The sequence below is a fragment of the Streptomyces sp. NPDC002446 genome (assembly GCF_053595675.1).
Map to the genome: position 1 here is coordinate 1 of NZ_JBSFYC010000002.1, position 11,960 is coordinate 11,960.

Annotated in this window: 14 protein-coding genes; 6 read left to right on the top strand and 8 right to left on the bottom strand. The window is 70.3% G+C overall.

What is annotated here, in order from left to right; genetic code table 11:
- Nucleotides 1-134 precede the first annotated feature (134 nt).
- The gene (locus tag ACWD6P_RS01685; protein ID WP_451441978.1) at nt 135-881 is read right to left on the bottom strand and encodes a dienelactone hydrolase family protein; all 747 of its coding nucleotides are present in this window, start codon (nt 879-881) and stop codon (nt 135-137) included.
- A gap of 108 nt (nt 882-989) precedes the next feature.
- Here ACWD6P_RS01685 and ACWD6P_RS01690 point away from each other — a divergent pair, with 108 nt between their 5' ends.
- Entirely contained in the window at nt 990-1,472 is a 483-nt protein-coding gene (locus ACWD6P_RS01690; protein ID WP_451441979.1) for a MarR family winged helix-turn-helix transcriptional regulator, read from the top strand.
- A 23-nt stretch (nt 1,473-1,495) separates the two neighbouring features.
- On the opposite strand, the gene ACWD6P_RS01695 is transcribed toward ACWD6P_RS01690, so the two are convergent.
- Nucleotides 1,496-2,242: a hypothetical protein gene (locus ACWD6P_RS01695; protein ID WP_451441980.1), complete on the bottom strand. Its 747-nt coding sequence runs from the start codon at nt 2,240-2,242 to the stop codon at nt 1,496-1,498.
- Nucleotides 2,243-2,404: 162 nt separating this feature from the next.
- Between ACWD6P_RS01695 and ACWD6P_RS01700 the strand changes: the two genes are divergently transcribed.
- Both ACWD6P_RS01700 and ACWD6P_RS01705 read left to right on the top strand, forming a co-directional pair.
- The gene (locus tag ACWD6P_RS01700; protein WP_451441981.1) at nt 2,405-2,800 is read left to right on the top strand and encodes a VOC family protein; all 396 of its coding nucleotides are present in this window, start codon (nt 2,405-2,407) and stop codon (nt 2,798-2,800) included.
- Between the two features lie 59 nt (nt 2,801-2,859).
- On the top strand, nt 2,860-4,353 hold the full coding sequence (locus tag ACWD6P_RS01705) for a hypothetical protein (RefSeq protein ID WP_451441982.1): 1,494 nt from the start codon (nt 2,860-2,862) through the stop codon (nt 4,351-4,353).
- 57 nt (nt 4,354-4,410) lie between these two features.
- Here the strand turns inward: ACWD6P_RS01705 and ACWD6P_RS01710 are convergent, their stop codons facing one another.
- Both ACWD6P_RS01710 and ACWD6P_RS01715 read right to left on the bottom strand, forming a co-directional pair.
- A complete protein-coding gene (locus ACWD6P_RS01710; protein WP_451441983.1) occupies nt 4,411-4,911 on the bottom strand; it encodes a VOC family protein in 501 nt (166 codons plus the stop codon).
- Entirely contained in the window at nt 4,908-5,498 is a 591-nt protein-coding gene (locus ACWD6P_RS01715) for a DinB family protein (RefSeq protein WP_451441984.1), read from the bottom strand. Before ACWD6P_RS01715 ends, ACWD6P_RS01710 begins: the two co-directional genes overlap by 4 nt.
- Nucleotides 5,499-5,615: 117 nt before the next feature.
- On the opposite strand from ACWD6P_RS01715, the gene ACWD6P_RS01720 reads away from it, so the two are divergent.
- On the top strand, nt 5,616-6,614 hold the full coding sequence (locus ACWD6P_RS01720) for a helix-turn-helix transcriptional regulator (protein WP_451442252.1): 999 nt from the start codon (nt 5,616-5,618) through the stop codon (nt 6,612-6,614).
- 211 nt (nt 6,615-6,825) lie between these two features.
- A complete protein-coding gene (locus tag ACWD6P_RS01725; protein ID WP_451441985.1) occupies nt 6,826-7,458 on the top strand; it encodes a DUF1266 domain-containing protein in 633 nt (210 codons plus the stop codon).
- 72 nt (nt 7,459-7,530) lie between these two features.
- On the opposite strand, the gene ACWD6P_RS01730 is transcribed toward ACWD6P_RS01725, so the two are convergent.
- On the bottom strand, nt 7,531-8,127 hold the full coding sequence (locus ACWD6P_RS01730; RefSeq protein WP_451441986.1) for a DinB family protein: 597 nt from the start codon (nt 8,125-8,127) through the stop codon (nt 7,531-7,533).
- 132 nt (nt 8,128-8,259) lie between these two features.
- Between ACWD6P_RS01730 and ACWD6P_RS01735 the strand changes: the two genes are divergently transcribed.
- Complete coding sequence (locus tag ACWD6P_RS01735) at nt 8,260-8,592, top strand: DUF3574 domain-containing protein (RefSeq protein WP_451441987.1); 333 nt, start codon at nt 8,260-8,262, stop codon at nt 8,590-8,592.
- A 163-nt stretch (nt 8,593-8,755) separates the two neighbouring features.
- On the opposite strand, the gene ACWD6P_RS01740 is transcribed toward ACWD6P_RS01735, so the two are convergent.
- From ACWD6P_RS01740 to ACWD6P_RS01750, 3 genes are all read right to left on the bottom strand, one after another.
- Nucleotides 8,756-9,439, bottom strand: a complete 684-nt coding sequence (locus ACWD6P_RS01740) for a DUF899 family protein (RefSeq protein ID WP_451441988.1) — start codon at nt 9,437-9,439, stop codon at nt 8,756-8,758.
- 248 nt (nt 9,440-9,687) lie between these two features.
- Nucleotides 9,688-11,010, bottom strand: coding sequence for a methyltransferase family protein (locus tag ACWD6P_RS01745; RefSeq protein ID WP_451441989.1), 1,323 nt, complete (start codon nt 11,008-11,010; stop codon nt 9,688-9,690).
- On the bottom strand, nt 11,007-11,936 hold the full coding sequence (locus ACWD6P_RS01750; RefSeq protein WP_451441990.1) for a hypothetical protein: 930 nt from the start codon (nt 11,934-11,936) through the stop codon (nt 11,007-11,009). The genes ACWD6P_RS01745 and ACWD6P_RS01750 overlap by 4 nt, the downstream gene beginning before the upstream one ends.
- Nucleotides 11,937-11,960: the final 24 nt, after the last annotated feature.

The following is an 11,960-nucleotide window of genomic DNA, read 5'->3' on the forward strand; positions in this document are numbered from 1 at the left end:
GGTAGATGTCCTGGTACTTCTTCGGGGGGTTCTCCGCGTACGCGATCGAGCCGTCCGGGCGGTGGTGGAACCACTGCGGGTGCAGGGTGACCCACCCCGGTGCGAGACCGGGGACGACGTCTCTGGCCGGAGCGTCAGCTGTGGGTCAGGGTGCGGTCGAGCAGGGGGAGCAGACGGTCCCAGTGGCGCTGCAGCCCGGCGGCGTTGAAGGCGTCGGTGTCGGACATGGTGAAGCCGTGCACGGTGCCGGGGTAGATCTCGGAGGTGTGGTCGACACCTGCGGTGTCCAGGGCCTGGTTGAGCTCGCTGAGGGCCTCGGGCGTCATATCGGTTGCGGCGTGGCCGAGGTGGACCCGGGCGGTGAGCTGGGAGAGAAGGCGGTGCAGGCTGTCGGGCCCGCCGGCGCTCACGGGGCCGTGGAATCCGGCGACGGCGGCCACCTGGCCGGGGTGGGCCGCGGCGGTCTGCATGGCCAGGAGGCCGCCTATGCAGTAGCCGGTCACCGCGACCGGTCCGGCGTCGACCTCGGGCTGGGCGGTGAGGAACCCGAGGTAGGCGTCGGCGTCGCTCAGGACACGTTCGGCGGTGTGCGCCTCGATCAAGGGCATCAGCTGCGCGACGAGCGCGGGCCGGACGTCTTCTCCGATGTGCTCGGGAAGTTCGATCACCGGTGTCGGGCCATGCCGGTAGAAGAAATTGGGGACGAGCACGTAGTACCCGTGCCCGGCCAGTTCGCGGGCCATCTCCCGCAGCACGGGCCGGATGCCGAAGGCGTCCGCGTACATCAGCACCCCTGGGTGCCGCTCGCCGTCGTCGGGGAAGGCGGCGAAGGCGTCGGCGTGGCCGTCCGTGGTGGGAATCTGCAGTGTCTTGGCGGGCAAGATCTTCCTTTCTTGAGGTTCACCGGAAAACGTTTGTTGCACTAACGTTTTCGGTGTGCGTGAACGTACATCGTTAGTCGGACTAACGCAATGAGTAGGATGGGCGCCATGACCAGAGCTGAGGCCGCGGACATCCCCGACGACGGCGCCCTCAAGACGCCCGACAGGCTGCGTCGACGGGCGAGCCGACTGCTGTCGCAGCTGACCGTGCGGTCGGACCGGCTGATCAACGAGGGGCTGGCCCAGATCGACGCCCGCAAGTGGCACTACGCCGTGCTCGCCTCACTGCAGGATTTCGGGCCGGGCAGTCAAGCGGCGCTGAGCGGGCGCACCGGCATCTACCGCAGCGACATGGTCGGCGTGCTCAACGAACTGGCCGAGCGTGACCTCGTCGAGCGTGCGCCGGATCCCGACGACCGGCGCCGCAACATCATCACGATCTCCGCCCAGGGCCGCCGTCGGCTACGCCGCCTCGACAAGGTCCTGGACGACCTCCACGACGAACTGCTCGCACCGCTGAGTCCGGCCGAACGCGACCAGTTCGTGCAGTCGCTCACCCGCCTGCTGGACCATCACACCCGGACCTCCTGACCCCGACGGCCGGACCGCCTCCATCACGCCTGGCGTCCGGGCCTCTTGAGCCTGACCTGGTGAACGATCGCCCCGACACACACGGCGAAGACGACGGCACACAGGTACACCAGAGCCGACTCGGCTGCGATGAGGTTGACCTTCCCCTCGGTGTACGTGCAGGTGGCGGACAGCGGGAACACGCTGTGATCGGCTCCCAGAACTTCGCCACCGGGAGCCGACGAGAGGTGCTTCACCTGCCAGTCGAGGCACGCGTTGGCCAGATCGACGCGCGACAGCGCCATCACGGGGTTGATCCCGACCGCCCAGACCACCGCGGCCGCAACCGGTGCCCCGATCGCCCCGGCACGTGCCCAACGGGAGGCCCGTGACTCCCTGTTGACCAGAATGCTGGAGACGGCCACCACGACGACAGCGACTCCTGCCCACATCACCCACGTTCCCAGGGCAGTGGGATGCGACGGTCCGTACGTTCCCGAGTCGCTCCAGTAGCAGGCGATGTCCGGCGGGAACCAGTCGACGGTCACCTGCCTCAGCGGGAAGTCGTCGTCGAGGGTCCTCTTCCCGCACACCTGACGCGGGTGCGTGAAGGCGAGCCCGTACAGGACGGCACCGGCGTACCCCACTGCCGCCGCATACGCGCCGATGGCAGCCCACCGGGCCTGCGCAGACGGACGGCGCCCGGCCACCCACAACGCGTAGGGCACGTATCCGACCGCGAACAAGAGAACGCTGATCAGCGGCATGCCGAAGAACGCCAGCAAATCCATGACTTCCCCCCGTCGGTTATTACTCGGGGGAAGACGATCACGGAGGGGGGACGGTTTCGCATCAGGCTGACTGCTGAGGTGACGTTCGATGCCTTGAGCTAGATGGGCGCGCACGCCCGATGGAGGACAGTAACTGACCTACATCCGTTGCACACTTGCCGCATGACGACATTCCGTGGCCTCGCCACCATCCGCTACCACGCCGACGATCTGGCCGCTGCGCGTGCCTGGTACTCCGAAGTGCTGGGCCTGGAGCCGTACTTCGAGCGCGCTGAGTACATCGAGTTCCGGCTCGGCGACCATCTGCAGGAGTTCGGCATCTCGCGTACTCGCTCTGCCCCGGCCGGTGTGGTCGCGTACTGGCACGTGGAGGACGTCGACGCGGTGATGGCGCGCCTGCTGACGCTGGGCGCGAAGGAGCATGAGCCGCTGCGGGACTACGGCGATTTCCGGGCCGGAGCCGTGCTCGATCCGTTCGGCAACATCCTCGGTGTGATGCACAACCCGCACTACCTGGAGATGGTGGGCGAAGGCGGCCGGACCGCGTCCGGTGGCTGACGATGCCCGTGTGCGGGGGCGGCGGGCGGGGGAACTGACACGGCCGCTCCCTCGTCATCATGAGCATGATCGATTTCCCCGCATCCCCTCACTCACTCCCGCTCGACGAACTGATCACGGCCTGGAACGGTGTGGACCCCCGGTCCGAGCGCGCCGACGCGGACCCGCTCGTGCTGGACTGTGCGCGCCGCCTGGCCGCCGACCCCGGTGGTGAAGGGGCGCCGTTGTGGACGTTCGGATTGGTGTCGATGGCGTCGTATGTGGCGTGGAAGCCAGGGGAGGGCGTGGAGGGCACGGTCGTGGCGGCATTGCTCGCCGCCGACCGTGCGCTCGGCGGACGCGGTTGCGCGCATGAGGTGCACCCTTTCCGCGCCGCACTGGACCGTATGGAGAATGACGCGCTTGATGTCCTGGTCCCCGAGCTCCGCGACATCCTGGTCGGCGGCCGGCGCGCGGCCGCCGACCCTCGTCGGGACGTCGACGCCGATGCCGACGCCTGGTGGTGTCCCGTCAACGTCGCGGCCTGTGCGCGGATCACGGCCGATGTCCTGGCGCCCTTCAGTACGAACGACATCCCACCCGTCATCCCCCGCCGCGACAGAGAAGCCCTCAGGTGGCTCTCCTCGACACTCTGCGACTACCCCTACGGGGACCCTGCCCTGGATCTGTCCAGCCTGGCACTCTCGCTGCCCGACCACCCCACGAAGGGCGTCCGGGCCGGCTACGTAGCGGCCATGCACGCCAGTCAGTGGTATGCGGTCTCGGGCCGGATCACCGTTCCCGACGCCCTTGACGACATGATCCAGGGGCTGGAGAAGGTACTCACCCAGCTTGCGGGAAGCACCTGCGCCCACACCCCGGCCGAGCATCCCACCCCGCACTCCGACCCCGCCGGTGCGGCTCAGCACGGCTTCCATCTGCGCAGCCCCGGAGGACGCGCCGAGCTGGTCAGGTTCAGGGGCCGCCGGGACGACCTCCAGGGCTGGCTGTGCCCCGCCTTCCTCCATTCCCTCGCCGACGAGGCGCTCGACGAACTGCGTGACGGACGGGAGGAGTTGTTCGCGCCACGGGAGACGGATCACCTCGACGAGGAGTTCCTGGGCGCGGATGGCCGCTTGGCCGTCGACCGCCTGGCCCGCTTGATGGACGACGAGGATCCCTCCATCGACGTCGATGACCTCGCGGTGTGGGCGGCCCGTCGGTACCGGAGCGATGGCATGTCCGATCCTCGCGAGCGAGCCGTGCTGCTGTTGGTGATGCTCTGGTACGCGGAAGACCCGTACGACGTGCCCTACAACGCGGGGACGGAACTGCGCGACGTCCTGCGCTCCGTGGATGCTTCCCCTCTCGACGACCCGTGCCCGCACGGCGACGCCCACCCCGAGACCGGCGACCGCCTGACGTCCCTCCTCGGCCACCTCTACGCACCGGACGAGTTCCCCGCACCTGACGACGACATCGCTCCGGACATGTGGCTGTGCCCGCGCCACCTGGCCGCACGAGCCCAGGAGGCGCTGGAGGAGCTGAACAGCGCGTTCGACGAGGACGAGTAGAGGACGAGTAGAGGAGGCGGCGAGCAGCGCCACCCGGGCGGCCACAGCCGAGTCGCGTCAGTCCAGGCAGAACTCGTTGCCCTCGGGGTCGGTCATCACGATGAAGCCGGAGCCCAGCGGGGGAGCGGGCTCGAAGCGACGTACCCGCGTCGCTCCCAGCGCGACGAGCCGGTCGCACTCGGCCTCCAGCGCCGCCATCCGCTCCTCTCCCTCCAGTCCGGGAGCCGCACGGACGTCGAGGTGGACGCGGTTCTTGGCGACCTTGCCCTCCGGGACCTGCTGGAACAACAGCCGTGGGCCGTGCCCGTCCGGGTCCTCGATGGCCGACATCGTGTTGCGCTGCTCCTCCGGTACGCCGATCCGCGCGAGGAAGTCGTCCCACGCGGCAAGGGGGTCCTCCCCGCCCGAGGGAAGCCGGGAGCCTGCGGATGGGTCGGTGTTCTCGGGCAGGTCGACTCCGGGCGGGGCGGGGTGGACGTAGCCCAGTGCGTCGCGCCAGAAGAACGACAGCGCCCGCGGGTCATGGGCGTCGAAGGTGATCTGGATCTGGCGGCTCATCGGGTCGCTCCGTTCGTAGCGGGATTCGTGTGCAGGTAGAGGTCGCGCAGCAGGCAGACCTCGGACAGGTGGTGGATCAGCTCGCGGTGGATGTGCAGCACCAGATCGGCCATGGGCACCTCGGGGTAGGGCTCCTTCGCGCCGACCGGGGCGCGGAGCCCGGCCTCGTCGAGGCCGCGCACCCCGGTCAGCCAGCTGTCGAGCTGGGCCTCCAGCTGGTCGAGCGCGGTGGCCGCGCTGCCTGCGTACTCCCAGCTCTCGTACGACGCCGCCGGTGCGCCGAAGTGCGCCGCGTTGCGGGCGGCGAGCACGCCGACGATGACGTGACCGAGTCGCCAGGCGATCGTGGTGAAGGGGGTGGGGACCGGCTCGGGGAAGGCGTAGTCGATCGTGAAGTCCCCGGCACCGGCCTGCACCGGCGCGTTCGAGGTACCGCGCGGCCGCACGCTCCAGGCGTCCGGTACCGGCGACCAGAAGTACTCGTCGTCGGTGAGGCCGTCGAGGCGGGGCCGGATCTGGTGGTTCCAGTGGAACTCCCACTGCTCGCGCAGTGTCCGGTTCCAGTCGAATTCGTCTGCGTCGTTCATGGAGCCAGCCTGACACTGCTAGCGGACAGAATCGGTCCGCTATTGGCCGCTGTGTCTGGCAGGCTGGCCGACATGGGTGGCATCGATGGCATAGATGACATGGGCGGCATAGGTGGCATGGACGTGGCGAGCGGTGACGAGAGGGGGACGACCGAGCGGGTGCTCACCCTGCTCGGGCTGCTGCAGCAGCGCCGCGTCTGGACCGGCCCGGAGCTCGCCGACCGGCTCGGTGTCACGCCGCGTACGGTACGGCGTGATGTCGAGCGGTTGCGCACGCTCGGCTATCCGGTGCATGCCAGTCAGGGTGTCGGCGGCGGCTACCAGCTCGGCCCGGGACAGGACCTGCCGCCGCTGCTGCTCGACGACGAGGAGGCGATCGCCACCGCGGTCTCGCTGCTCGCCGGGGCGGGTGGCGCGGTCGCGGGCGCCGGCGACGCGGCACTCCGCGCGCTGACCAAGCTCGACCGGGTGCTGCCCACTCGGCTGCGGCACGAGGTGCGCGCGCTCTCCGGCTCGGTGGAGTCCTTCGGCGGCGGCCGTACGCCGGTCGACCCCGAGGTGCTCATGACGCTGGCCAGAGCCTGCCGCGACGAGGTCGAGGCCGGTTTCGCCTACCCCTCCGGGGGCGAGGTGCGACGCCGACGGGTCGAGCCCTACCGCCTGGTCGCCTCCGACCGGCGCTGGTACCTCCTCGCCTATGACCTCGATCGTGACGACTGGCGCAACTTCCGCGTCGACCGGATGACCGAGGTGGCCGCGCGGACCTGGCGCTTTCGCCCACGCGCGGCGCCCGACGCGGCGACGTATGTGCAGGAGGGCGTGGCGAGTCGGGTCTACCCGCACCAGGCGCGTTTCCTCGTGCACGCCTCAGCCGACACGGTGCGCGCGCAGATCCCGGCATCGGCGGCCGTCGTACGGCAGCGGGGGAGCGAACGCTGCGAGGTGCTCAGCGGCGCCGGCAGCCTCGACTTCGTCCTTATGCATGTGCTCCTGCTGGGGCACGACTTCGAGGTACTCGACCCTCCGGAACTCGGGACGCGCTGTCGCGCGCTGGCGGAGAGGCTGCTGTCGGCCGGTGCGTCGATCGCCCCGGTGCCGGACGCGGACGAGCCATGAGCCGCGCCCAGGAGGCGGCAGTTCGCAACGGGCCGCTCCAGGATCGGCTCGCCAGTAATCGACCCCACGGAATCGGCTCGCTTCGTTCGGGGGCTGTCTCTACGCTCTTCGCAGCGGGATCGCGCAGTCCCGTAGGTTGCGGAGCCGTGGCAGAGCGGCCCGTTGCGCTTCGATTGACTTGCTGGTCGACGCCCTGTGAAGATCGCTGATCATGAGCGGTTGGATACTTGCCTCAGCCTTGCTGAAGATGGCGTTCGGGCGGTCGGCCAAGAAGCGCTACCCGACTCCGCTGACGGTGCATCAGCAGTGGATGGTTTCGCTGGATGCGATTCTCGCGGAGCGGATGTGGGGCCACAGCCACCTGATGCTGTACCCGCTGAAGCGGATCAATCCCACGAACTGCAGGGTGAGCCTGGAGCAGAGCTGGGACGTCACCTCGCCGGAGAGCCTCCGTTCGACCCTGCACTGGCTGGCCACGGAAGGGCATCGCGTGCAGATGGCTCCGGTCCTCGGGCACCCGCCGGTGGCCTGGGACTTCGGCCGCTATGTCACGGTCGTCAGGCAGGGTTTCGGCGCCGGATACGTCGACGAACCCGGCGCCTGGCAGCTCCTCGCCGGCGCGGTGGCGCCGGTGGCGCAGACGTACGGATCCTGGCAGGCTTTCGCCCAGGACTTCGTCGCCGGACGCCAGCTGTGGATGCAGGGCGCCGGCAGCGAGTGGGCCGGCTCCCAGGACGACACGGTGCAGGCCGTCCGCCGGCTGATGGACCCGACGAACCCCGGCAGCCCTTGGCGACAGGTGGCGTGGGAGAGCATCTATCGGCCTGACCACGTAGCGCCGTAGCTCCACCCACGGACCGGGCGGCACCGCCACCGTCGCCCCCACCGCGAGCCCCGTGGCCTCTGGTGGTCCGGGTTACGCGTCTCCGCCGGCCTCCTGGGCAGCACGCTCCAGTCGGCCTCGATAGTCCTCCCACCATGCTGAGTCGCCCGGCGCCATGCTGGTGTTGGTCTTGTTCATCCCCACGGCACCGTCCATGAGTTCCCGGAGGATGTCGGCGTGCCCGGCGTGCCGGTGGGTATCGGCGATCACGCGCACCACGGCATGATGCAACGTCACCTCGTCCCTGCCGCTCGGCCACCACGGCACCCTGCCGACCGTGTCCAGCGCAAGAGCGTCGATCGTCGCGTCCGCGTGTTTCCACGCGCGGCGGTAGAGCTCCACCATCTGCTCGCGTGACTCGTCGGCGGTGGCCCACATGTCCGCGTTGGGCTCAGCACCGTCTTCGAGCCAGGGCAGCGGCTCGCCGGACGGCCGTCCGAAGGTGTCGCCGAGGTAGCCCAACTCCACACTGGCCACGTGCTTCACCAGGCCCAGGAGGTTGGTGCCGGTCGGCGTCAGCGGGCGGCGGATGTCGTACTCGGAGAGCCCTTCGAGCTTCCACAGCAGGGCGTCGCGGGCGGACTGCAGATAGAAGTGAAGGTCAGCCTTGGGATCCGATGCGGTAGTCATGGGGCCAGTGTGCCGTTCGTGCGATCCCGGTCCACAGCCTTTTTCCCTCGCCATCTACCGCCGTCTGCCGCCCCTCGGCCCCTAAGGGTTGTCATCGGCCGAGCCCCCACGAGAGGAAGCCCGTTGGTAACGATGTCTCAGTCCCGTTGGCGTCTGGCAGTCCTGGTGCTGTCCACCGCCCTGCTCGGCGCCGCCGCGCCCGCCAAGCAGTTCCGACGCTTCGTGGATCGGTTCGTCACGCCGCGTTTTCCGGACGGGCTGACCGTCCAGCAGGGCCAAGGCCAGTACCGGGACGCGCACGGGACCATCGAGCGTGAGCGCTCCTACGAGCTGACCCTGCTGTATCCCACGGGCCAGGCGGCGACCAGCGGCCGCAAGATCGAGGAGATCCGCTCCGCGTACGAAAGGCGCTTCGGGCAGGAGTCCGTGGCGCGCGTCGACGACCGCGCCAGCGTCGATTTCTGACCACCCCGGCGTCCCGGGCATGCCGGTACGTGTCGAGGCGACGGCCTGCTGGTGACCATATGTGACCGCGGTGTGCTGCGCTGCGCTCCTTCGACACCGCCGTTCGACACTTCCGAGTAGCCGGGCTCCGCTGAGTCACCCGCCGTGCTCTTGCGGTGACGGGTCAGTATTCGAGGTTCGGGTACCAGTCGCCGCGGCCCTGCGGGGTCAGGTCGAGGAGGTGCCAGACGGGGGCCAGCAGGTCGATGCCGCGCTCGTCGATGTCGTCGGCCATGCGCGGGTGGGTGGAGTAGGAGTGACGGACCGTGCCGTCGCCGTCGCGGGTGAAGACGGAGATGGTGGAGTCCTGCTCGCCGTCCTTGTCCTCGCTGCCCAGGTCGTACTTGAACGTGCTGTCGCCGCAGCTCAGGAGCCGTAGCCGGTGCCAGCCGCGGTTGCGGGCGTGCTGCCGCAGGGCGGGCGGCTCGGCGGCCGCGGCGACGGCGAAGTCTGCGTTGCGGGCGATGTGGTGGGCGATGCCGTTGAAGCCGTCGATCCACAGGGTGCACATCGGGCAGGGGGCGGTCTGCAGCTTGCCGTACATGAGGTGGTAGACGATCAGCGGCCGTTCCGGGGCGGTGAACAGCCCGCTCAGAGTGACCTCGCGGACCGGTGTGTCGCCGGCGTCGAGGTCGGCGGGTCCCTCGATGAAGACATAGTCGTCGACGGGCGGCCCCTGCGGGAGCGCCCGGCGCTGGGCCGCGACCTTCTCGCGTTGGTGCATGAGGTCGATCTCGGCCAGGCGCAGCTCTTCGCGGGCGGAGAGGTACTCCGCTGATTCCCCGGCCAGTCTGGTGTGCCGCAACATCGCGTCCTCCTGGGGTGGCCATCCCCCCGGGTTCCCGGCTCGGGTCCCGCGCTCCCCGTCACCGTGTGCCCGCACCGGTCCTTGAATTCTATGGCGGCTTCAAGGGGCGACGACAGTTGAGCCGCAGACCTGCTGGTGAGGTGGTGAGCGGTGAGCGTTCAGTGGGCTACCAGCGGTACGGCGGAATCCGTGACGGCCGGTGTGTACGGCCGTGTGGTTCGGCCCGGCGGGGGCTGCGGAGCCGGTCGTCAACCAAGCCGTGCGGTTTCCGTGCCCGGCCGTTCGTCAACAGACCGCGAAGCGGCATCAGGCAGTTGCGGGATGTCGCGGGGGCCGGCCCCGAGCGAGTCGGCGCACAGCTGGACGAACCATCGCAGTCCCGGGATCGCGAGCAGCCAGCCCAACACCGCCCAGCCCAGGTGGAGATGGCTGAGCATCCGGCCGAGGGCTGCGATGCCCTCGGCCCGGACGGCGCCGTCGTCCGTCTCGTACGTCATCCGGCGCAGGCGCTGGGGGTGCCGCTCGGCCGGTACGAGTTCCAGCGCCACCGGCCGTCTGCGCGCGACCCAGCGCCCGAACTCGCTGCACGGGCCGCAGCTCTCCGAGACGTACAGCCGTGCGCGGGCGCTGCCGCTCCAGGGCCGGAACCTGGGCAGCCAGGCGGGTACAGCGGCCCGGTAGGCGGTCCAGCGTTCGCCGTGGGTCTCCTGCATCCCCCTGCCCTCGTGCCAGTTGGCGAGCCCGGCACCGTAGGCGAAGGCCGCGGCGGCCGCGGCGAGCAGCCGTCCGTCCAGCGCCAGCACGCCGAGCAGCGCGTGGCAGAGCACGATCGACAGCTGCATCGGGTTGCGGACATACGCGTACGGGCCGCTGGTGACGAGCCGGCGCGGCGGGTCGTAGGGCAGCGGTGTCCCGCCACCGCGCTGCGCGAACTCGCGTACGGCGACGGCCCCGAGCAGCAGCGGCAGGGCGAGGAGCTGCACGGTGAGTGCCCGGCCCGCCGTACCGCCGGGCAGCTCGGGCCTGATGAGCGCGAGGGGCAGCGCGAGCATCAGAGCGCCGCCGAGCAGCATCTGGGCGCCCGCGCGGACCATCAGGCGCTGCCCGCGCACCGTCCAGCGGGCGAGCAACAGCGCGGGGACGAGGACGACTGCCACGGCGACCGCCTCGCCGACGAGCCAGCTGTCGCCGAGCTGTACGACGGGGTGGGCGAGGGGCATCGCCGCGAGGTCGAACCAGGCCAGCGCCGCCGCGAGCAGCGGCAGCGGGATCCGGTCCGCGCCGGACAGGGCGGGCAGCGCACCCCACAGCAGGGCCCAGCCGAGCAGCAGGTCGACGGGGAGTCCTGCGGCGGTGCCGCCGTCGGCGTGGAAGGTCCACCAGGCGCACTGGGCGGCGAGAAGGTTGACGGCGGGGAGCCAGACGGCGTTCCAGGCGGTTGCCAGGATCGCGGCGGCGATCGTCTGCCGGTCCGGCGGCCGCCTGGCCACGACGGCCCCGGTGGCGAGGAGCGGGCCGAACAGGCAGGCGGCGCGGATGAGCGCGGGGTCGGCGGCGGGCAGGCCGGTCATCGCGCGCTCGTGCCCGTGGTCGGGCCGGTGTGGGAGAACGTGTCCGAGAGGTAGGCCGCCGCCTGCTCCATGCCGTACTGCTGGATCGGTCCGAAGTACCAGCCGGGGTCGTATGTGCGGCGGTAGTGCAGGGTCCAGGTGACCTGGGTGCGCCCTTCGGCGGCCGGCCGCCAGGTCACCTCGGCCGATCCGAGGTCGAGCCAGCGGGCCAGCGTGGTGTCGCGCGCGACGTCGAAGACGACGCGGCCGGGCGTGTGTGCGGTGATGACGAGGCGCATGGAGCGCGGGGTGGGGCGGGCCCCTATGCCCAGCGATTTGCGGGGGTTGAAGGTGATCTCCCGGTGGTCGCCGGGTTCGAGGCCCGAGCCCACGGACTTCTGCGGACGCGGGAAGGGAATCTGCAGGAACACGGGTTCGGGCGCGGCGAAGCGGGGCGGCGCGGCGAGGGCGTGCTCGAACTGCGCGGGGCTCATCGCGACGGTCCGGGTGACGGAGGCGGTGCCGTCGCGCGGGAGTTCGTACGCTCCGGTGCCCTCCAGGGCGAGGACCGCCATCAGCGGCACGGTCACGAAGGCGTGCGCGCGTCCGCTCTGGCCTTGGCGCCTCTTGCGTGCGGAGGAGTCCGCGCACAGGCCGATGATCACGGCGAGGAGATAGAACAGCGGCGCCGCCATGACCAGGCAGATCACGCCCTCGTTGAGCAGCGGCCCGGCGAGCGCCAGCCCGATGGTCACGGCGGCCAGGCCCGTGCCGACGGCGCTCTTGGGCCGGGCGCCGATGGCCACCGTGAGCGCGATGAACGCGGGCAGGCCCACGTAGAAGAGCGCTGTCTGCTCCAGGTGTCCGGCGTGCAGCACCTTGTAGAGCAGCATCGCCGTGAACAGCGCCACCAGTACGCCGACCAGCTGTCGGCGTGCCCGCGTCATGGACCGGCCACCGCTTGTCTCGCC